Below are 22,717 nucleotides of genomic sequence, written 5' to 3'. Positions count from 1 at the left end.
ATGATCCGTTTCCTTCTGGATGGTGAAGTGATCGAAATGAAGGTCGGCGCACAGGAAACCGCGCTGCATCTGATCCGCGAAAGATTGGGCCGCAAGGGCACCAAGGAAGGCTGCGGCGAAGGCGATTGCGGGGCCTGCACGGTCCTTCTGGGCGAGGCGGGGGATGATGGCGTGCAATGGCGCGCGGTCAATTCCTGCATTCTGTTTGCCCCCATGCTGAATGGCAAGGCGCTGGTCACGGTGGAAAGCCTTGGCACGCCGGACAAGCTCTGCACGGTGCAGAGCGAAATGGTCGAACGCCATGGCAGCCAATGCGGTTTTTGCACCCCCGGCTTTATCATGAGCCTTGAAGGGCGCGCGCGTTGCGGGCTTGGCACGGTCGGGCGGCCGGTGGCCGATGTGCTGTCGGGCAATCTGTGCCGCTGCACCGGCTATGGCCCCATTCTGGCCAGTGGTGAGGCGGCGGGACCGCAGCGCCGCGAGGATGGCGATGTTCTGAACGCGCTGCGGGCGATGCAGCCGGGCGGTGGGGATTTGTGGCACGCGCCCAAAACGGGCGATGATCTTGCCGCCTTGCTGATGCAATATCCCGATGCGCGGATTGTCGCGGGGGCCACCGATGTGGGCCTGTGGGTGACCAAGCAATTGCGCGATCTGGGCCGGGTGATCTTTATCGGCGATGTGGCCGACCTGCGCGGGATCGAGGAAAGCGAAGCGGGCGTCACGCTGGGCGCGGCGGTGCGCTATTCGGATGCGTGGGATGTGCTGGCGCGGCTGCACCCGGACATGGGCGAATTGGTGCGGCGGATCGCCGGGACGCCGGTGCGCAACGCGGGCACGATCGGCGGCAATATCGCCAATGGATCGCCCATCGGCGACATGCCGCCTGCGCTGATCGCATTAGGCGCGCGGCTGACGCTGCGCCGGGGTGATGTGCGGCGTGAAATGGCGCTGGAGGATTACTTCCTCGCCTATGGCAAGCAAGACCGGCGCGAGGGCGAATTTGTCGAGGGCGTGTTTATTCCGCGTCCGGCGCCCGATGCCGTCATTGCCATCACCAAACTCTCCAAACGTTTCGACAGCGATATTTCCGCCGTGCTGGGCGCGTTTCACCTGATGCTGGATGACGGCGTGATTACCGGCGCACGCATCGCCTTTGGCGGCATGGCGGCCACGCCCAAACGCGCATTGGCCACAGAGGAAGCGCTGATCGGCCAGCCCTTTGACGAAGCCACCATCGAGGCGGCCATCACCGTTCTGGCGCAGGATTATCAGCCCTTGACCGATGTGCGCGGTTCATCGGCCTATCGTTTGCAGGTGGCGGGGAACCTGCTGCGCCGCCTGTTCCTCGCCCACATTGGCGAAGCGGTCAGCGTGCTGGAGGTGCGCCATGGCTGAGGTGGCATCCCCCCATATCCATGACAGCGCCCGCCTGCATGTGACAGGTCATGCGACCTATATCGACGACCTGCCCGCACCCGCCGGATTGCTGCATTTGGCCTTTGGCCTTTCGGCAAAGACCCATGCGCGCATCCTGTCGATGGACCTGTCGGCGGTGCGTGATGCGCCCGGCGTGGTGGCGGTCTTTACCGCCGCCGATATTCCGGGCGACAACAATGTCAGCCCGCTGCGCCATGACGAACCCTTGCTGGCCGATGGAGAGGTCCATTTCGCCGCCCAGCCCTTGTTCCTTGTCGCGGCGCATAGCCATGATCAGGCCCGCCGCGCCGCGCGTCTGGGCAAGGTGGATTATGAGCCTTTGCCCGCCCATCTGACCGTGGCCGAAGCGCTGGCGGCGGATGACCACCTCGAACCGACCCAACGCATGGCGCGCGGCGATGCACAGGCCGCGCTGGCCAACAGCCCGCACCGCCTGTCGGGCAGGCTGGAAATCGGGGGACAGGAGCATTTCTACCTCGAAGGTCAGATCGCCCAGGCCATGCCGATGGAGGATGGCCAAACCCATATCTGGTCATCGACCCAGCATCCTTCGGAAATCCAGCATCTGGTCGCGCATCTTCTGGGCAAACCCAGCGCGGATGTGACGGTCGAGGCGCGGCGTCTGGGCGGCGGCTTTGGCGGCAAGGAAACGCAGGCGACCGCGCCTGCTGCCGCCTGCGCGCTGGTGGCGCTGAAGACCGGACGACCGGCCCGCCTGCGCTATGACCGCGACGATGACATGGTGCTGACGGGAAAGCGGCATGATTTCGTCATCCATTATGACGTGGGCTTTGACGATCAGGGCGTGCTGACGGCCCTCAAACTCGACCTTGCCGCACGTTGCGGGATCAGCGCGGACCTGTCGGCATCGATCAATGACCGCGCGATGTTCCATGCCGACAATGCCTATTGGCTACCCGCGGTCGAGATCCTGAGCCACCGTTTGCGCACCAACACCGTGTCGAACACCGCCTTTCGCGGATTTGGCGGACCACAGGGCATGATCGCCATCGAACGCATCATGGATGATGTCGCCGCCGCCGTCGGGCGCGACCCATTAAGCGTGCGCCGTGCCAATCTCTATGCGCCGGGGCGCGACATCACGCCCTATGGCATGCGGGTGGCCGACAATGTGGCGCCCGAACTGATGGCGGAACTGGCCGCATCGTGTGATTACGAGGCGCGGCGCGAGGCGGTGGCGCAATTCAACGCCGCCCATCGCGTGCTGAAAAAGGGCATCGCCCTTACCCCCGTCAAATTCGGCATCAGTTTCACCGCTACCCACCTCAATCAGGCGGGCGCGCTGGTGCTAGTCTATGCCGATGGTTCGATCCAGTTGAACCATGGCGGGATCGAAATGGGCCAGGGCCTTTATACAAAGGTTGCGCAGGTCGTGGCCGATGTCTTTGCCGTGCCGTTAAGCCGCATCCGCATCACCGCCACGCGCACCGACAAAGTGCCCAACACCAGCGCCACGGCGGCCTCTTCGGGGTCGGATCTCAACGGCATGGCGGCCTATTATGCGGCGGTCGAAATCCGCGACCGGATGGCGCAATTCATGGCCGCGCAAAACGGGGTGGAGGCGCGCGATGTGCGCTTTACCCCCGAAGGCGTGGTGGCGGGCGATGCCGTGCTACCTTTCTCGGCTCTGGCGCGCATGGCCTATATGGGCCGGGTCAAACTGTGGGCCAGCGGGTTTTATGCCACGCCCGACATTCACTATGACCGCGCCGCACATCAGGGCCGCCCCTTCTATTACTTCGCCTATGGCGCGGCTTGCAGCGAGGTGGTGATCGACACGCTGACGGGTGAGCATAAGGTGCTGCGCACCGATATTCTCCATGATGCGGGCCGCTCGCTCAACCCGGCCATCGATCTGGGACAGGTCGAGGGCGGGTTCATTCAGGGCATGGGCTGGCTGACGACGGAGGAACTGGTGTTCCATCCCGATGGGCGCCTCCTCTCCCACGCGCCCAGCACGTATAAAATCCCGACCGCCAGCGACCGCCCCGCCCATATGGACATCCGCCTGTGGGAACGGGGCGAGAATGTCGAACCCACCATCCACCGCTCCAAAGCCGTGGGCGAACCGCCCTTCATGCTGGCCATCAGCGTGTTTTCGGCGTTGAGCGAGGCAGTGATGGCGGTGCGCCCCGGTTTTGGCCTGCCCGCGCTGGACGCGCCCGCAACGCCCGAACGCATCCTGAACGCCATTGCAGAGCTTTCGTCGCGATGAGCGGGTGGCAGAATTTCGTCCGCAACGCGATTGTCCGCGAACCCGTTGCACTGGTCAGCGTGCTGGCCACCGAAGGGTCGGCGCCGCGCGGGGCCGGTGCGCGCATGGCGATTACGGCGGACGCGATGGCGGGCACGATCGGCGGCGGGCGGCTGGAACATCAACTGGTGGCGCAGGCCCGCGCCATCCTTGCCCATCCGGCGGGCAGCTGGCGGGTGCAGGATTATCCGCTGGGGCCGTTGCTGGGCCAATGCTGCGGCGGGCGGGTGCGGGTGCTGGTCGAACATCTGGAGGATGCGGCATGGTTTGACGCCCCGACGCGCACGGTGCTGGGCGATGCGAAAGTGGTGCGGGCGCCTTTGGGCCATGGCCCGGTTGCCGCCCTTTCCGCCCGCGGCCCCCTGCCCGCCCCCGGCTTTGCCTTTGCCGAGCCGGAGGATATGCCGCGCTTGCCGCTGATGCTGTTTGGCGCAGGGCACGTGGGGCGGGCGATTGCAGGGCGGATCGATGGATTGCCCCTGTCGCTTGGCTGGTACGACAGCCGCGCCGAACAGGACGCCCCCGGCGTAATGATCGCATCGGAGGCCGAACTCGTCGCCTGTGCGGGCAGCGCGGGGCCGGATCACGCGGTGCTGATCCTGACGCATGATCATGGGCTGGATTACCGGCTGACGGCGGCGGCGCTGCACTCGCGGGCGCGGTTTGTGGGGTTGATCGGATCGGCAACCAAACGGGCGCGTTTTCTGGCGCGGTTGCGCGGTGATGGGGTGGACACCTCGCGCCTCACTTGCCCCATCGGCATGCCGGGCATCACAGGCAAGGAACCGGACGTCATCGCCATCGCCGTTCTGGCGCAATTGCTGACCTTGCCCTTGGCCGCCAGCATGGAGCAGGCGGCATGATCCATGCTTTTCGCGGCGAAATCCTGAGTGTGCCACAGGACCCGGCCAGCCACCCGGATGCGGTGCAGCATTATCCCGACGGGCTTCTGGTGGTCGAGGATGGGCTGGTGGTGGCGTTGGGCCATTATGCCGATCTGGCCGAAAGGTTTGCCGATGTTGAGACTGAGAGTCTGGCGGGCCTGATCGTCCCCGGTTTTGTCGACACGCACATCCATTACCCCCAGACCAGCCGCATCGCCGCCCATGGCGAGCAATTGTTGAGCTGGTTGGAGCAGCATATTTTCCCGGCGGAAAAGGCCTTTGCAACCCGCGCCCATGCGGATGAAGTGGCGGCCTTCTTCCTCGACGAATTGCTGCGCAATGGCACGACAAGCGCGCTGGTCTTTGCCACCGTGCATGAGGGCAGCGTGGACGCCCTGTTCGAGGCTGCTTTGGCGCGCAATATGCGGATCATCTCGGGCAAAGTGTTGATGGACCTTGGCCCCGAAGGGCTGTGCGATACGCCCGAAACGGCGCGTGGGCAAAGCGAGGCGCTGATCGCGCGGTGGCGGGGGCGCGGGCGGCTGGGCTATGCGGTGACGCCGCGCTTTGCGCTGACATCCAGCGATGCGCAACTGGCGGTGGCGGGCGAGATGCTGGCCGCGCATGGCGATATTCTGATGCATACGCATATGGCCGAAAACCAAGGCGAATGCGCCGCCGTGCTGGGCCGGTTTCCGGACGCTGCGCATTATATCGATGCCTATGACCGGTTCGGGCTGGTAGGTTCGCGATCGCTGTTCGCCCATTGCATCCATATGAACGATGCCGCCATGGGCCGTATGGGTGATGCGGGCAGCGCTATATCCTTTTGCCCGACCAGCAATCTGTTTCTGGGTTCGGGCCTGTTCGACCTGTCCCATGCCGACCGTTTCGATGTGAAGGTGGGCATGGGCACCGATGTCGGCGCGGGCACCAGCTTTTCCATGCTCTCGACACAGGGCGAGGCGTATAAGGTGTGCCAGATGCGCGGGAGCGTGCTGGACCCGTTCCGGGCGCTTTATCTGGCCACAGCCGGAGGGGCGCGGGCGCTGGGCCTGTCGGACCGGATCGGTGGGCTTCAGGTGGGACAGGAGGCCGACTTCATCGTACTGGATGATGCGGCAACGCCGCTGCTGGCGCTGCGCACACGGGGGGCGCCTTTGGCCGAAAGGCTGTTTGCGATGCAAATCCTTGGCGACGACCGCACCGTGGCGCACACGTATATTGCTGGCATCCTTGCCCATTCGCGATAGGATAGAGGCATGACTTCCCTCGACCAATTCATCACCGCCATCCCCAAGGCCGAACTCCACCTGCATATCGAAGGCAGCCTTGAGCCGGAGTTGATGTTCGAGCTTGCCCGCCGCAACAAAGTGGCCATCCCCTTTGCCAGCGTCGAGGAAGTGCGCGCCGCCTATCAGTTTTCGAACCTTCAGGACTTTCTCGACATCTATTATGCCGGGGCGCAGGTCTTGCAGACCGAGCAGGACTTCCACGATCTGGCCTTGGCCTATTTCACCCGCGCGCGGGCCGATGGGGTGCGCCATGCGGAAATCTTTTTCGACCCGCAAACCCACACCGACCGCGGCATTCCCTTTGACGTGGTGATGCAGGGGCTGCTGTCGGGCATGAAACAGGCCGAGGGCATGGGCGTGAGTTCCAAGCTCATCCTGTGTTTCCTGCGCCATCTGGACGAGGAGGCGGCCTTTGCCACATGGCACAGCGCCGAAAAGTGGCTGGACCATATTGCCGGGGTGGGCCTCGATTCGTCCGAAGTCGGCCACCCGCCCAGCAAATTCGCCCGCGTCTTTGCCGCTGCCGGGGACGCCGGGCTAAAACGCGTCGCCCATGCCGGTGAAGAAGGCCCGCCCGCCTATGTTTACGAAGCGCTCGACCTGTTGAAGGTGGACCGACTCGACCATGGCAATCGCTCGCTCGAAGATGCCGCGCTGACCGCCCGTCTGGCCAAGGAAGGCATGGTGCTGACCGTATGCCCGCTGTCCAATCTCAAGCTTTGCGTGGTGCGCGATCTGATCGATCATCCGATTGACCGGATGCTGGACCTTGGCCTTGCCGCGACGATCAATTCGGACGATCCGGCCTATTTCGGCGGCTATGTGGCCGAAAATTACCGCGCGGTGGCCCATGCACGCAACCTTGGCAAAGCGCAGATCGTGCAACTGGCACGAAACAGCTTTACCGGATCATTCCTGAGCGAAAGCGACATTGCCACCCATCTGGCGACAATCGAGGAATTTGCGCGCCAAAACTAGGTTTTGTGCCAAACAGGACCGCTCGACTCGGCCTATCCCGAAAAAAGAACAAGCCAAACGGCAATTTTCCCGCTATGGGCGCGCCATAGGACGGGCTGCTGGCTTTTGCCGCGCCCCATTTCGGCCCTTGGTCGGCCCTGTTACCGATTGACCCCATTCCTCCTGTCCCATCGGGACAGAGCCACAAGAGATTGCATGACTGAATCAACCCTTCCCGCCACGCTCGCCCCCTGTATCCTCCGCGCCATCGAGGCCCAAGGCTATACTTCGCTGACCGAAGTCCAGTCGCAGGTCATCACGGAGGAAGCGGATGGCCGCGACCTCATCGTTTCGGCGCAGACCGGATCGGGCAAGACCGTGGCCTTTGGCCTGGCCATGGCCAAGGACCTGCTTGATGGCGGCGACATGCTGCCCCACGCGCGCGACCCGCTTGCGCTGATCATCGCCCCCACGCGCGAACTGGCGCTTCAGGTCAGCCGCGAACTGACCTGGCTCTATGCACAGGCCGGCGCCCGCATCGTCACCTGCGTCGGGGGCATGGACCCCGTCAAGGAACGCCGCCAGCTCAACATGGGCGCCCATATCGTTGTGGGTACGCCGGGCCGTCTGCGCGACCATCTGGAACGCGGCGCGTTCGACCTGTCGGGTCTGAAGGCCATCGTTCTGGACGAAGCGGACGAAATGCTCGACATGGGCTTCCGCGAGGATCTGGAACAGATTCTGGAAGCCACCCCGGAAAGCCGCCGCACGCTGCTGTTCTCGGCCACGATGCCGGGTCAGATCGTCGCGCTGGCCCGCCGTTATCAGCGTGACGCGCTGCGCATTTCGACGGTTGGCGAAAACCGCGGCCATGGCGATATCGCCTATCAGGTCTGCACGGTTGCGCCCGCCGACATCGAACATGCCGTGGTCAACCTGCTGCGTTTCCACGAAGCCGACACCGCGATCCTGTTCTGCGCCACGCGTGACAATGTGCGCCACCTGCACGCCACGCTGGTCGAACGCGGTTTTGCCGCCGTCGCCCTGTCGGGTGAGCATAGTCAGAACGAGCGCAACAACGCGCTTCAGGCTTTGCGCGACCGCCGCGCCCGCGTTTGCGTGGCCACCGACGTTGCCGCGCGCGGTATCGACCTTCCCAACCTGACGCTGGTGGTTCACGTGGAAATTCCGCGCGACGCCGAAACGCTTCAGCACCGTTCGGGCCGTACCGGCCGTGCGGGCAAGAAGGGCACCGCGGTTCTCATCGTTCCTTTCCCGCGCCGTCGCCGGGTGGAAATGATGCTGCGCGGTGCGCGTATCGAAGCGGCATGGACCGACGTGCCCAGCCCCGAATCGATCCGCGCCGCCGACCGTCAGCGTATGCTCGACAAGCTGCTGGCCCCGGTTGAGGCCGAGGATGACGCAGAAGATCTGGCCATCGCCGAAGAACTGCTGAGCCAGCGCAGCCCGCAGGATCTGGCCATGGCGCTGGTGCGTGCGCATCGCGCCTCGCTGCCCCAGCCCGAAGAGCTGATCGCATCGGCCCCGGAAAACATCCGTCAGGCGCATCACCGCGCCGGTTTCGAGGATGTGGCATGGTTCCGTCTGGACATCGGCCGTCAACAGAATGCCGATCCGCGCTGGCTGCTGCCTTTGCTGTGCCGTCGTGGCCATGTGACGCGCGGCGAAATCGGGGCGATCCGCATCGGTCCCAACGAATCCTTTGTGCAGATCCCGCGCAATCTGGCCGAACGCTTTGGCAATGCCGTGGCGCGCACCGCCGTTCCGGGCAGCGACGATGAGTCCGGCGTCAACATCGAGCCCAGCGCCACCGGCCCGCGTGAACAGGCCCGCGAACATCGCAAGGGTCGCCATGCTCCCGGCGCGCGCCGTCCTCCGCACAGCGAAGGTCACGCCCAGCATCCCAATGGCGTCAAGCCCTATCGCCCCAAGCCCGCCGGCGGCAGCGGCCGTGGCGGCTTTGGCGGCGGCTTCAAGAAGGGCCCGCGCGGTCGCGATTGAGCCGGGATAGGCCCATGAAAAAGGGCGGCGGAACCAACCCGGTTCCGCCGCCCTTTTTGTATGCCCCGATGGGGCGGAGGGTTTAACCCTCCGCAGCCACCGAAGGATGACGCGTGAACCAGCCGAAATAGGCAATCACAGCGTAACAGATCGCGGGCAGCGCCAGCGACAGGGCAAGGCTGCCCATGCCATCGGCAATCGCGCCCGTGGCCAAAGGAACCACCGCGCCGCCAAAGATGGCGATGTTGATGATGCCCGAACCATCGGCGGCCTTGGGGCCCAGACCTTCGCAGGCGAGGCTGAAGATGGTGGGGAACATGATCGAGTTCATCAGACCGATCAGCAGCAGGCTGTAAGCCGCGACATGGCCCGACGTGTTGGTCGAAATCAGGATCAGCGCAATCGCGCCAATCGCGTTAAAGGCCAGCACTTTGCCCGGCGACACCATGCGCAGCACGGCCGAACCGACAAAACGGCCCACCAGCGCGCCTGCCCAGTAATAGGGGATGTAATTACCGGCCGCCGCATCATCGAGACCCATCACGCTGGGCTGTTTCAGATAGTTGACGATCAGCGAGCCGATCGACACTTCCGCGCCGACGTAAAGGAAGATGCAGAGCGCGCCCAGGCCAAAACGCTTTTCCGAGAGGAGCGCAAAGCCTGAGGCGAGCGAGGTCTTCTCATGCTTTTCACCCTTGAGGCGATTGCGGTTGAACCACACGACCGCCGCCACCAGCGCCAGCGCCGCGGCAAGAGCCGTATAGGTGTTCACCACGGTTTGGGTTTCGGCCATGCGATAGGCGTCGAGCGCCGGGCCGACCAGTTCCTCGGCCTTCACATCTTTCAGACGGCCAAGGATCAAAGGCGCGCCCACCAGCGGGAAGATCACCGTGCCAAGGCTGTTGAAAGCCTGCGCAAAGGTCAGACGGCTATGCGCGGTCTTGGCGGGGCCAAGCAAGGAAATCAGCGGGTTGGTGACAACCTGCACCACCACCACGCCGCTGGCCAGCACGAAGAGCGCGGCAAGGAAGAGCGCATAGGTCGCGCTTTGCGAAGCCGGGATGAACAGCAGGCAGCCCACCATCATGGTCAGCAGCCCCGCCACCGCGCCGCGCATATAGCCGATCCGCTTGACCAGCGCGGCACCGGGCAGGCCGATCAGCGCATAGGCGGTGAAAAAGCAGAACTGCACCAGCATCGCCTGGGTATAATTCAGCGTGAACAGGTCCTTCAGCTTGGGGATGATCACGTCATTGAGACTGGTGATCCCGCCAAAGATGAAGAACAGCGCCATCACGAACAGGCGCAGTTCGGGGGCGTCAATATTCTGGCCCGCCTGCGCGTCGCCATTTGTGTTTGGAGCCAAAGCCATGGGATAGATCCCCCTCCTCTCATACCTCTATGCGCCTGCCGTTTTCGGCAGATCCCGTTGCAGACATGGCGCAAGCTGAAGCATTTGCCCATAGGCGCCAGACGCTCCTTGCACTCGGCAATTGCGACAACGCTGTCAAGTTCTGTCTGATACGCATACGCTTGCATATTCGCCACTCTTGACCAAAAAGCGATGAATGGTGCCCGCGACCCTCTCTGTTCAGCCCGTAGTAGAGGCTTCGGCATGGGTTATGCCCGTTCTGGGGCCTTGGCTGGACATGGCCGCGACGGCGGTTTTTGCCATATCGGGGGCGCTGGCGGCGGCGCGGATGCGCAAGACATTGGTCACTTTCATGTTCTTTGGCGCGATCACCGGGGTGGGCGGGGGCACGTTGCGCGATCTGTTGATCGGGGCGCCGGTGTTCTGGATGCATCGCTCCGCGCCGATTGCAATCTGCCTTGGCGCGGCGCTGGTGGTGTGGTTCACCCCGCGCCGGATCTGGCCGGAACAGGCGCTGGAATGGTTCGACGGGATTGGGCTGGCGGCCTACAGCGTGTTTGGCGCGGCCAAGGCGCTGTCCTTTGGCATACCGCCCTTGCCCGCCGCGATCATGGGGGTGGTGACGGCCTGTATGGGCGGGATTTTCCGCGATATGCTGGCGGGGGTTCCCTCAATCGTGCTGCGGCCAGAGATTTATGTAACGGCGGCCGCGCTGGCGGCCGGGGGCTATGTCACGCTGATCAGTCTGGGGCTGTATGACGGCATGGCCATGGCGGCGGGTTTTATGGGCGGGTTGATCCTGCGTTTTGCGGCCATTCGCTGGCAATTGGGGCTTCCGGCCTATCGCGATATTTAGACGCTTGCCTGCACGCTCTATTGGGCGCAAACAGTAACCTATGCGGCACAAAGAGCTTCGTCTCGCTCTGGTCTGTTACGGCGGGATCAGCCTTGCGGTTTACATGCATGGCGTGACCAAGGAAGTGTGGAAACTGGCCCGCGCCAGCCGGTTTCGCGACAATCCCGACCTGCTCTTGCCCAGTGAAAAGATCTATGCCGACCTGCTCGACCTCTTGGCGCAGCGCAGCGGAACGAGGCTGTCGGTTCTGCCCGATATTGTCGCGGGGGCCAGCGCGGGGGGCCTCAATGGCGTGTTTCTGGCCCAGGCTATTCACAGCGGTCAATCGCTTGAGCCATTGACCCGGTTGTGGCTGGATCGGGCCGATATTGATTGCCTGCTCGATCCCGATGATCGCGGCTGGACCGGATTTGCCAAACAATGGGCGGTGCCGTTGGTGCGCATGTTGTTGACGCGCACATCGCCGGTTTCGGCAACATCAAGCGATATTGACGCCGAAATCCGTGCCAAGCTCAACCGCCTTGTCCGGTCGCGATGGTTCGATGCGCCCTTTTCCGGCATCGGCTTTTCCCGCCTGATCGCCGAGGCGCTGGATGCCATGGCGCAGGGAGCATCTGGTACACCGCTCTTGCCCAAGGGCCACCCGCTCGACCTGTTCACCACGGCCACCGATTATGCGGGCCACCCCGAAAAGGTCGCATTGCACAGCCCGCCTTGGGTCGAAGAACGCGAACATCGCGTCGATATCAGCTTTCGCGCACACGCGGGTGAAGGCCATCTTGCCGCCCTGCCCGAACTGGTCTTTGCCGCACGCGCATCGGCCAGCTTTCCCGGTGCTTTCCCGCCTCTGCTGCCCGTGGAAATCGACCGCCTGATGGTGGAACGGCAAGAGGAATGGACCGGGCGCAGCGCCTTTCTCGCCCGCGTCCTGCCCGCGCATTTTACCGCCGGGACGGTGAATGAGGCCGCGTTGATGGATGGCTCAATTCTGGTCAACGCCCCCTTTGCACAGGCGATTGCTGCCCTGCCATCCCGCCCGGCAGAGCGCGAAGTGGATCGCCGCCTGCTCTATATCGACCCGACGCAAAATACGCCCGCCACATTGCGCCCGTCGGGCGCGCCGGGTTTTTTCAGCGTCATTTTCCGCGCCATTTCCACCATCCCGCGCGAACAACCGATCCGCGACAATCTGGAAGCTCTGGCCCGGCAGTCCGAGGATATGGCCCGCGTGCGTCAGATCATGGCCGCGATCCAGCCAGAGGTTGAGGATTCGGTGCGCATGGCGCTGGGGGCAGATGTTCTCAACACCTGTCCCGACGGGATGCAGATGGCCGCGTGGCGCCATGCATCCCATCATGCCGCCATGGATCAGGCCGGATTTGCCTATCAGGCCTATGCGCGGATGAAGCTGGAAATCACGCTGGATGCTCTGGCCGATGTTCTGGCGCACGATGGCACGGGACGTGATGATACAAGGCGTGACGCGATCCGCGCGGCGCTGGGCCGCTGGGCACAGGCCAATTTGCGGCCAAGGGGCACCGATGGTCAGGCGATATCGAGCGAGATGCTGGCGTTTTTGCGCAGCCATGATGCCGGATTTCGCCTGCGCCGGATGCGCCACCTGATCCGCCGGTTGGAGGAAGCGCGCGAGGAATTGTCCGATGTGCCCGCCCACCACCATGACACCGCCCGCGACGCGGCATGGCAGGGGCTGTCCCTCGCGCTCAGCACCGGGCCGGTGGCGCCCGCGATCCCCGAACGCGTGCTGTCCTATCCGGGCGAAGTGCTGCGCGATATGGCGGCGCCGGGGACATTGCCGCATATGGACGGGCGCATCGACGCCATTCTGGTCGAGGCGATCCGCCATGTTCCGGCCTCGCTGGGGCGGGTGATGCTGCTGGCCTATCTGGGCTTTGCCTTTTACGATGTGGCGACATTGACCCTGACGCGCGGCATGGGCGAGGCGGAGATGAACCCGGTCAAGATCGACCGCATATCCCCCCGCGACGTGCCCGGCGGCACGCCCGACATCGGCCTGTCACGCCGGTTAAAGGGCGAGGAGTTCCACCATTTCGCCGCCTTTTTCAGCCGCGCCTATCGTGAACATGATTACCTGATGGGGCGGTTGCATGGCGCATCGCGCATGGTCGATCTGTTGACATCCACCGCGCCGGGCGTGTTGACGCCCGATGATTGCAATCGATTCGTCCAGAATATGCTGCACACCATTCTGGACGAAGAATCGGACAAACTGATGGCCGATTCGCAGTTAATCGTTAATCTGCGCCATGAGATCGGGAATCGCCATCATTAAGGAATTGAGAGCCCAAAAAGCCCGTTTTCCTAAGAATCTGCGCCCTGAAACAAACGAAACTTAGTGTTTGTTAACCATTTGCATGCAGGATTATAGGTGAACAAACCTAGGGGTCTATGCATGCGTAAGGACGTCGCCAATCTGCTGGCCAAATTGGGCAAGCGGGAATTCCATTATCAGGAATTTGCCGATCGCTTCAGCGACGTGGAACTGTGGCCCCTGTTTGAAACGCTGATCAATGATCCGCGCATTCTGACCGCGCCTCTGGCCGAAGACAATGGCGAAGCTCTGGTAACGGCCAATGCGCCCGCCCCGGTTGCCGTTGCCGCGCCCAAGCCGGTCGCCCCCGTTGAACCGGCCGCCGAACAGGTGCCCGCGCCCGCGCCCTCCACGGCCAAGGACTTGAGCAATCTGTTTGCCCGTTACGGCGGCCAGAATGCCGATGAAGCCCCCGGTGATGTCCACGCCTTGCTGCAAAAGCTGGCCCAGCAAATCGAACAAGGAAAGCTCTGATGCCGCTGATCCTCTGTCATTCGCCCAAGGGCGGCGTCGGCACGACCTTTGTGGCCGCCCACCTTGCCATGGCTCTGGCCGATATGGGCCTGCGTACCAAGGCGGTCGACATGACCCGCCAGGACAGCCTCAAGCTGTATTTCGGGATCAAGCCGATCAACGCCATTCCCGACCTGCATGCATCGGACAGTGAACGCCTGCTGATCGGCGGCGTTTCGCTGCGTCAGGGCTATCGTGCGGCGCATGACCCTTCGTTTGCCGATGCGCTGGACAATGGCGACCTGCCTTTTAACAGTGAAACCTATGTGGTGGCCGATATTGCCAGCGACGACAGCGCGCTGCGTGACCAGCTGCTGCCCCATGCCGCGCTGATGGTGGTGCCGGTTTCGCCCACGGGCCTCGGCCTTGCCTCGTTGACGCAGGTGATGCCCGGTACGCCGCTGATCGATCTGGATTACACCGCCTTTGTCATCAACCGGCTGGATGAAACCCGCCGCTTTGCCCGCAACGCGCACAGCTTCCTGCGCGAACTGCTGGGCGGCAAGTTGATCGGGTCGATCCTTGAGGACGAATCGGTCAACGAGGCCGTCGCCATGGGCAAGCTGCTGCCCGCCCAATCGGCCGCCAGCGGCGCGATGGCCGACATGCGCAAACTGGCCAAGACCATCGTCAGCGTCTGCGCCCCCCCTCAGGCAGAGGAAGAAGCTGCGTGATCGACATCGCCCCTAAATTGACCCGTTGGGCCGGATGGGCGGTGTTGGCGATGATCGCCATGGCCGTCATCACCGTGCCTCTGGATGCCAAGTCGCAGTGGCAATTTGCCGGCGCCACGATCGTTGGGGCGTTGGTCATCAACCGTTGGAAATCGCAAAAGGGCATGCTGGCTATCGGCCTGCTCTCGCTGATCGTTTCGACGCGTTATCTGTTCTGGCGCACGACCCAGACGCTGTCCTTTGGCGGCCCGCTCGAAGCGGCGCTGGGCACGGGTCTGTATCTGGCCGAAGCCTATGCATGGGTCATTCTGGTGCTGGGCTTTGTCCAGACCAGCTGGCCGCTCTATCGCCCGGTGGTCGAACCCGAAGGCGATCCTTCGCAATGGCCGACGGTGGATGTGTACATCCCCACCTATAACGAGAGCCTCTCGATCGTGCGCAACACGGTCTATGCCGCGATGGACATGGATTACCCGGCCGATCGCTTCAACGTCTATATTCTGGACGATGGCAAGCGCCCGGAATTCAAGGCTTTCGCCCGCAAGGCCGGATGCGGTTACATCACCCGCGACAACAATCTGCACGCCAAGGCGGGCAATATGAACGCGGCGATGAAAAAGACCGACGGCAAGCTGATCGCGATTTTTGACTGCGACCACGTGCCGACGCGTTCGTTCCTGCAACTCTCGGTGGGCTGGTTCGACAAAGACCCCAAGCTGGCGCTGATGCAGACGCCGCACCACATGTATTCGCCCGATCCGGTCCAGCGCAATCTGGGCGGCGTCCTGGGCGACATGCCGGGCGAAGGCGACCTGTTCTATGGCCCGGTGCAGGGCGGCAACGACCTGTGGAACGCGGCCTTCTTCTGCGGTTCGTGCGCCATCATCCGTCGCGAGGCGCTGGAAATCACCAACGGCTTTGCCGGTGAAACCGTGACCGAGGACGCCCATACCGCGCTCAAGCTTCAGCGCATGGGCTGGAACACCGGCTATCTCGAAGCCCGCCTGTCGGCGGGTCTGGCCACCGAACGTTTCGTTCTGCACGTAGGCCAGCGTATCCGCTGGGCGCGCGGCATGACGCAGATCCTGCGCATCGACTGCCCGCTGCTGGGCAAGGGCCTGAGCCTGACTCAGCGCCTGTGCTATCTCAACGCGATGATGCACTTTCAGTTTCCGCTGCCGCGCATCGTGTTCCTGACCAGCCCGCTGGCCTATCTGATCTTTGGCCAGAACATCATTCAGGCATCAGCCTCGCTGATCTTCGCCTTCTCGATGCCGCATCTGGTCTGTTCACAAATGTTCAGCGGCCGTTCGCAACTGGGCTGGCGCCGTCCGTTCTGGGGCGAAGTCTATGAAACCATGCTGGCTTTCCATCTGGTCAAGCCCACGGTGATGACCTGGTTCCAGCCGCGCAAGGGCAAGTTCAACGTGACCGACAAGGGCGACCTTCTCGATCAGACCTTCTTTGACTGGGCCATTGTCAAGCCGCATCTGGTGGCCATCGCGCTGCTGGCGGGGGCTGTGTCGATGGGCTGGATCAAGCTGCTGTTCTTTCAGTCCAGCTTCAACATCCAGATCGACACGCTGCTGCTCAATACCGCATGGGCCAGCTTCTCGCTGATCATCCTGCTGGCCGCCGTATCGGTGGCGCGTGAAACCCGTCAGGCGCGCAAGGATATCCGTATCCATGCCGAATTGCCCGTCACGCTCTATCTGAAATCGGGCCATGCCATTTCGGGCGTGACTCGCGACATTTCGATGGGCGGCGCGGCCATCGTCCTGCCCGCCGATCTGCCGGTGCGCGACCCTGAATTGACCCACATTGCGTTGGACATGGATGCCGACCGTTTGGTTATTCCTGTGGATACTATTCGCACCGCACGCGGATACGCATTTGTACGGTTCCACACGCTGGACATGGCCATGGGCCGCAAGCTAGTGCGTGCCGTTATGGGACGGGCGGATGCATGGCAAATGTCGGCGCCTGAGCAGGTTGGGGAATTGCGCTCGGTGAAAGATATCCTTTCGGTTGATCTGATGACGCTTAAGCGCATTCTGGGTCTGAACGTGGCGGAACGCCGCCGCATGCGCGCCCAGCGTGAACAGGCCGCCGCCGCCAAGGCCGAATTGCCCACCGTCGCCGTCGCCAAGGAAGAGGTTAAGGCCAAGCCCGAAGCCGTCGATGTGGCCCCCGCCGCGCCGGTGCGCCCGTCGCTGATGGCGCGCCCGACTGTGAAGGCCGCCGCCTGCGCCTTTGCCGTGATGGCCGCCTCGATCCTGGCCCCGCATCAGGAAGCGCGCGCGCAAACACCGACGGTGGCCACCGCCGCCGTCGCCGCGCCGCAAACCGATACGACCACCGGCACCACGCCGCTGATCATTTCGGGCACCACCGGCACGCGCCGCGAACACATGACGTTCAAGGATCTGCGCATCAAGATGCCGATCCGTCTGGCGGGCACGCGCGGCGAAATCGGCATTCCCTTTGGCATGCGCCCCAATGACATCGTCACCGAGGCCATGGTCACGCTGCGCGCGGCATGGAGCCCGGCGCTGTTGGCCGATGTGTCGCAGATGGTCGTGCTGCTCAACGGCGAAGTGGTGCAGACCATTCCCCTGACCCGCGAAAACGCGGGCGGCGTCACGCTCAAGGTGCCGGTTAATCCCGCGCTGTTCCTGCCCGGTGATAATCAGCTCAACATTCGCCTGATCGCCCATTATGCGCGCGATTGCGAAGATCCGTTCCATTCCTCGCTCTGGGCCAATGTCAGCAATGTTCAGTCGGGCTTTGACCTGACCGTGCAATCGCTGCCCAAGGCGCCGGATCTTTCCAGCCTGCCCGGCCCGTTTTTTGACCGCCACGACAATGGCGCGCTGCGCCTGCCCTTCGTCTTTGCCTCGGCCCCCAGCCATGGCGATCTGGAAGCGGCGGCCAGCATTTCCTCGTGGATGGGCAGCCTTGCCTCGTATCGCGGTTTCGCCTTCAAGCCGATGATCGGCCGTCTGCCTGCGGGCAATGCCATCGTCTTCATGAAGACGCCCGCCTTTGGACTGGCCGTGCCGATCAATGGCGCGACCGCCACGATGGTGCGCAATCCGGCCGACCCCAGCGGCATGCTGTTGGTGATTGCCGGTCGCAATGATGCCGAAATCCGCCTTGCCGCCGCCGCTCTGGCCAGCGCGAAAGGCATTCCGGGCGGCGCATTGATGAGCTTTGACAGCGCCCGCATTCCCACCTGGCCGCGCTATTCCGCGCCGCGCTGGCTGACCACCGACCGTGAGGTCAAGCTGGGCGAGATCATGGCGCCTTATGCGCTGCAGGGCATGGGCCTGCCGCCGGGTCCGCTGGCCGCGCGTTTCCGCCTTGCGCCCGACCTGTTCTTCTGGCCGCGTCAGGGTGGTTCGCTCAGCCTTGGCTATCGCTATCCCGACGCCAAGTGGCTGGACCGCGAAGGTTCGCGCATGGACGTGTCGATCAACGGCCAGTTCCTCAAGACCCTGCCCCTGACCGGCATGAGCTGGTGGCAGCGCCTGTGGTATGGTTCGGGCGCCAACAGCGTCAATGGGCGCGGCAGCGTGGGCCTGCCCCGCTATAACCTGTTCGGATCGAATGAAGTCGTCTTCGACTATAACCTGATCATGGCCGACAAGCAGAAGTGCACCGGCACGTTGCCCGACAATGTCCGCGTCAGCCTTGATCCCAATTCGACCATCGACCTGACCGGCGCGTGGCACGGTCTGGAAATGCCCGATCTGGCCAGCTTTGCCGGTGCGGGCTATCCCTTCACCGTGCGCCCCGACCTGTCGGAAACGATCGTGATGATGGACGATCACCCGACCGAGGCCGCCATCGAGGCTTTCCTTGATGTCATGGGCCGTCTGGGCGATTCGACGGGCGTTGCCACCACCGGCGTCACCGTGACGCTGGGCGGCAATGCGGACCAACTGTCCGATCACGACATTCTGGTCATCGGCAGCGCCAATCTGGCCGGAAGCTCACTGTTCGCCAATGCGCCGCTGCGTAACGAAGGCGGCACGCTCAAGGTCATCGAACGCTCTGCGCTGCAATATGTCGAATCGCTGTTGGGCGGTTGGGGCAAGAACAGCAAGGAAGATGTCGAGAACACCGTCTATGCCTCCAAGGGGTTTAACGGCATCACCGCCTTTGAATCGCCCCTGACTTCGGGCCGCAGCGTGGTGGCGATGATCGCCGATGACACCGCCACCCTGCCCCAGTTGGTCGAAGGCATGAATGATGACAAGATCAATGCCCAGATCCAGGGCGACCTTGCCGTCACCACCGGCGATGGCATGACCAGCTTTGCCGTGGGCCCGCGTTATTGGGCGGGCAGCCTGCCCTTCTGGATGAAGCTGGCCTATTGGTTCAGCCAGCGCCCGCTGTTGATGGCACTGAGCGGGGTGATGCTGGCCCTGCTGCTGACCGGCCCCGTCTATCTGGTCTTTGCCCGTCAGGCCAAGAAGCGCCTGCAAGGTGAGGCACCCGCAGATCTGAGCCAAAAAAACAATAAGGGAGACAAGAAGTGAGCCCCGTCTTTAATCGCCGCTCGCTGCGCCGCAATTCGGGCGTGGCTCTGGTCGCGGCCCTGATGGCCACCGGGCTCACTTCGGCACCGGCCCATGCGCAGGCATCGGGGGTCAAGGCCCTGCTGGATCAGGCGCAATATTGGGAAGGCAAGGGGCGCCACGATCTGGCCCAGCAGGCATGGCGTCGCGCGTTGCAGATCGACCCGGCCAATGCGGTGGCCAAGAAGGCGCTCTCGCCTGCTGCTCCCGCTCCGGCCCCCGCCCCGGTGGCCGCGCCCGCGCCCCAGCCGATGCGTGCACCCGCGCCGCGCACCGTTGCCGCCCGTCCGGCACCGGCCCCGGTTGCGGAAAAGCCAGCCCCCGCGCCGCGCACTGCGGCGCCTGCCGGGCCTTCGGCCGCCGACCGTGCGGGCCAGTCGCGAGTGGTGGGTTTCCGCGCCTTGCAGGACAATGACCTTGAAGGCGCCGAGCGTCAGTTCCAGTCGGCCCTGAACCGCAACAAGCGCGATGCCGATGCGCTGGGCGGTCTGGGCCTTGTCGATCTCAAGCGTGGCCGCTTTGCGCAGGCCCGCGACGCTCTGGCCCAGGCCAGCCAGTTGGGCGATGCGTCCAAGTGGAAGGAAGCGCTGGAATCGGCCCGCTATTTCGCCTCGCTGCAGGAAGCGCAGGCGATGGTCACACGCGGCGCTCTGGACGATGCGCGCAAGGCCGCCGAGGCGCTGATCCGTTCGGGCTATAGCCAGAATGGCGGGGCCTATGAATTGCTGGCCGACATTTACGAACGTCAGGGCCGCTATGCCGACGCTGCCGACCTCTATCGTCAGGCCGGCGGCGAGGAAACGCCCAATGGCCAGCGCCTGCAAAGCCGCGCCGCACGCGGGGCCGCCCTGTCGGCGGCGGCACGCGGCGACGATTTCGGCGCGGAACAGGCGTTTCAACAGGGCATCATGCTGGATCAGGACGACCCGTGGATCCGTTATGAATTTGCCCGTTTCATGATCCGTCGCGGTCGCGTGTCGGAAAGCGAAAGCCTGCTCGGCTCGCTGGCCGCATCGACCAATCCCGATGCGCTTTATGCCGCCGCGATGCTGAATGCCGAACTGGGCCGCACCGCCATGGCGCAGGGCCTGATCGACCGCATTCCCGACGAGGCCCGTTCGGCCCCGATCCGCAATTTCGCCATCGGGCTGAAGATCGACACCGCCATCATCCGCGCCAAGCAGATTGCCGCCACCGGCCAGAAGGGTGAAGCGGTCGGCGTGCTTAAGCAATTGAGCAACACGCAGGGCCTTTCGCCGCTCAAACAGGCGGCCATTGCCGAAGCGCTGATCGATATGGGCGACAATTTCGACGCCGCCGCTCTGGCTCAACGTGCAATCAACGGACAAATCTCGGAAATTGCCGGGTTTGAATCGATCCTGCGCGTCGCCGTGCGTACGGGCCGCGATGATCTGGCCCGCACCGCCATGGCCAAGGCCACCGCGCTGGCCGCAGGCGACCCCAATGGCCAGCGCGCCGTGGCCCGCATGGCCGCCAGCGCCGCCGCCCAGCAGGCCGACCGCCTGCGTCAGGCAGGCCAGTTTGCGCAGGCCTTTGACGTGCTGCAAACCGCGTTCAATGCCGCGCCGGACAATAACGAGATCCTCTCCTCGCTGGCGCGCCTGTATCAATCGGGCCGGATGAACGCCCGCGCGGCCCAGACGTTCCAGATGATCCTGGCCCGTGATCCCAAGAACCGCGATGCTTTGTCCGGTCTGATGGAAACCGCGCAGGCCGCCGGTGACAAGCAATTGAGCCAGCAGGCCCAGACGCAATTGCTGCGCGAATATGGCAGCAATTACGAAGTCTGGCTGGCCGCGGCCCGCACCGAACAGGCGCGCGGCAATGCTTCGGCCGCCACGCGCTATTTCAAGCAGGCCCGCGACGTCTATCAACAAAGCAGCGGGACCAGCAATGGCGCCAACCCGTTTGCCGCATCGCCCTTTGCCGCCGATGGCACGGCGCAGGTGGCCGCCCAAGCCCCCGACGGCAACCCCTTCCGCGCACAGCAGGCCCAGCCCCAGCAGGCCGCCGCCCCCGCCATGCCCAATCCCTTTGCACTGGGCGGCGGCACGCGTTTGCAAATGACCGCGCCGCGACAGCAGAACGGTTTTGCCCCCCAAGGCGCCATGGCCAATCAGGCCGGTTTTGCCCCCCAAGGCAATTTCAATGGCGCAGCGGCACAGGGCAATTATCAGGCCCCCAACGGTTTCGCCCCGCAATCCGTCCCGGCCCCGGCCACGTGGGGCGGCCTGCCGGGCAATGGCTTTGCCGGAGGAGCGCAGAACAACGCCGCCCCTTTCGCCGCAACCCCGCAAGCGCCGGTCGATCCGGTTCTGGCGGGAATTGAACGCGACATCGCGGGGCTTGCCGCCGACAATGGTCCGCGCGCCGAGGTCAACGCATCGTTCCGTGCGCGCAAGGGTGAAACCGGCCTGTCGCAATTGAGCGAGATGAAGACCACCGCCCAGCTTTCCACCGGGCTTGGCCGTGGCCGCGTATTTGCCCGCGCCGAAGCGGTGATGATCGATGCGGGGCGCCCGACGGGGTCGTCTCTGGCCCGGTTTGGCCGCAATGCCACAATCGAGGCGCAGGCCATCGTCGACAAGACGGCATCGGCGCTGATCAATGCCGAAACCCAGCGCGCATCGGGCGTCGCGCTCAGCGCCGGTTATGCCGACAAGCTGGTTCAGATCGAAGGCGGCACCACGCCGGTCGGTTTTGGCAACACCCGCGCGACATGGCGCGTGGCCGTAACGCCGCAAGTGTCGCAGCATGCCACCGCGCGCGCATGGTTTGAACGCAAGCCCGTCACCGACAGCGTCGTTTCCTATGCCGGGACGCGCGATCCGGTAACCGGCCAGACATGGGGCCAGGTGATGCGCACCGGCGGCGGCGTTGGCTATTCGTATGAAAGCAACGGCAACGGCGCCTATGGCGATGTCAGCTATAACCGCTACAATGGCACCAATGTCGCCTCGAACCGCAATGTCGAGGTCAATGTCGGCGGCTATATGCGGGCGTGGAGCAACGAGCATTCGTCGATCACGGCGGGCATGAACGTCAATTATCAGACCTATGCCAACAGCCAGAACCAGTTCACATGGGGTCAGGGCGGCTATTTCAGCCCGCAAAGCTTCCTCGCGCTCAGCTTCCCGGTCCGTTATTCCTATGAAAAGGGCAATCTGGACCTCAAGGTTTCCGGCACCCCCGGTTTCCAGAGCTTTTCGCAGAACCGCACCGATCTGTATCCCACCGATCCGGCCGCGCAGGCCCGTCTCAACGCGCTCAAAGCCACCAACAGCGATGTGCGCAACTATTACGACAGCCTGAGCAAGACCGGCTTTGGCATGTCGGCGCAGGGTTCGCTCTATTACAAGATCAGCCCGGCCACCCGTGTCGGCGGCGAAGTCAGCTATAATACATTTGGCACCTATGACGAATTCCGCTCTATGCTGGGCATTCGTCAGGCCTTGGGCAGCACCAAATAAGG

Annotated in this window: 13 protein-coding genes; 12 read left to right on the top strand and 1 reads right to left on the bottom strand. The window is 63.7% G+C overall.

The genetic code is table 11. The features are described 5' to 3' along the window. From xdhA to ACZ9HU_RS00770, 6 genes are all read left to right on the top strand, one after another. Positions 1–1,398 (top strand): xanthine dehydrogenase small subunit, encoded by a 1,398-nt coding sequence (gene xdhA / locus ACZ9HU_RS00795; protein ID WP_476101190.1) that lies wholly within the window; start codon positions 1–3, stop codon positions 1,396–1,398. After that, positions 1,391–3,676: a xanthine dehydrogenase molybdopterin binding subunit gene (gene xdhB, locus ACZ9HU_RS00790; protein ID WP_476101187.1), complete on the top strand. Its 2,286-nt coding sequence runs from the start codon at positions 1,391–1,393 to the stop codon at positions 3,674–3,676. Before xdhA ends, xdhB begins: the two co-directional genes overlap by 8 nt. Next, a complete protein-coding gene (gene xdhC / locus ACZ9HU_RS00785; protein ID WP_476101185.1) occupies positions 3,673–4,578 on the top strand; it encodes a xanthine dehydrogenase accessory protein XdhC in 906 nt (301 codons plus the stop codon). Before xdhB ends, xdhC begins: the two co-directional genes overlap by 4 nt. Continuing rightward, positions 4,575–5,852 (top strand): guanine deaminase, encoded by a 1,278-nt coding sequence (gene guaD, locus ACZ9HU_RS00780; protein WP_476101184.1) that lies wholly within the window; start codon positions 4,575–4,577, stop codon positions 5,850–5,852. The genes xdhC and guaD overlap by 4 nt, the downstream gene beginning before the upstream one ends. A gap of 9 nt (positions 5,853–5,861) precedes the next feature. Beyond that, positions 5,862–6,872 carry an adenosine deaminase gene (locus tag ACZ9HU_RS00775; protein WP_476101182.1) on the top strand — a complete coding sequence of 337 codons (1,011 nt, stop codon included), beginning with the start codon at positions 5,862–5,864 and terminating at the stop codon, positions 6,870–6,872. A gap of 195 nt (positions 6,873–7,067) precedes the next feature. After that, positions 7,068–8,873, top strand: coding sequence for a DEAD/DEAH box helicase (locus tag ACZ9HU_RS00770; RefSeq protein ID WP_476101180.1), 1,806 nt, complete (start codon positions 7,068–7,070; stop codon positions 8,871–8,873). Positions 8,874–8,955: 82 nt separating this feature from the next. Here ACZ9HU_RS00770 and ACZ9HU_RS00765 read toward each other — a convergent pair whose 3' ends face one another. Next, complete coding sequence (locus ACZ9HU_RS00765) at positions 8,956–10,245, bottom strand: sugar MFS transporter (protein ID WP_476101179.1); 1,290 nt, start codon at positions 10,243–10,245, stop codon at positions 8,956–8,958. 196 nt (positions 10,246–10,441) lie between these two features. Between ACZ9HU_RS00765 and ACZ9HU_RS00760 the strand changes: the two genes are divergently transcribed. The 6 genes from ACZ9HU_RS00760 (at position 10,442) to ACZ9HU_RS00735 (ending at position 22,715) form a co-directional block, all read left to right on the top strand. Beyond that, positions 10,442–11,101 carry a trimeric intracellular cation channel family protein gene (locus ACZ9HU_RS00760; RefSeq protein WP_476101177.1) on the top strand — a complete coding sequence of 220 codons (660 nt, stop codon included), beginning with the start codon at positions 10,442–10,444 and terminating at the stop codon, positions 11,099–11,101. A 40-nt stretch (positions 11,102–11,141) separates the two neighbouring features. After that, positions 11,142–13,415: a patatin-like protein gene (locus tag ACZ9HU_RS00755; protein ID WP_476101174.1), complete on the top strand. Its 2,274-nt coding sequence runs from the start codon at positions 11,142–11,144 to the stop codon at positions 13,413–13,415. A gap of 120 nt (positions 13,416–13,535) precedes the next feature. Continuing rightward, on the top strand, positions 13,536–13,928 hold the full coding sequence (locus ACZ9HU_RS00750) for a hypothetical protein (protein ID WP_476101172.1): 393 nt from the start codon (positions 13,536–13,538) through the stop codon (positions 13,926–13,928). Beyond that, a complete protein-coding gene (locus ACZ9HU_RS00745) occupies positions 13,928–14,641 on the top strand; it encodes a ParA family protein (RefSeq protein ID WP_476101170.1) in 714 nt (237 codons plus the stop codon). The genes ACZ9HU_RS00750 and ACZ9HU_RS00745 overlap by 1 nt, the downstream gene beginning before the upstream one ends. After that, entirely contained in the window at positions 14,638–19,185 is a 4,548-nt protein-coding gene (gene bcsA / locus ACZ9HU_RS00740) for a UDP-forming cellulose synthase catalytic subunit (protein WP_476101168.1), read from the top strand. Before ACZ9HU_RS00745 ends, bcsA begins: the two co-directional genes overlap by 4 nt. Further along, entirely contained in the window at positions 19,182–22,715 is a 3,534-nt protein-coding gene (locus ACZ9HU_RS00735) for a cellulose biosynthesis protein BcsC (protein WP_476101167.1), read from the top strand. The genes bcsA and ACZ9HU_RS00735 overlap by 4 nt, the downstream gene beginning before the upstream one ends. The last annotated feature ends 2 nt before the right edge of the window (positions 22,716–22,717 follow it).

The sequence above is a fragment of the Novosphingobium sp. Sphag1I genome, assembly GCF_056279125.1.
This window is presented reverse-complemented; position numbering and strand designations above follow the sequence as displayed.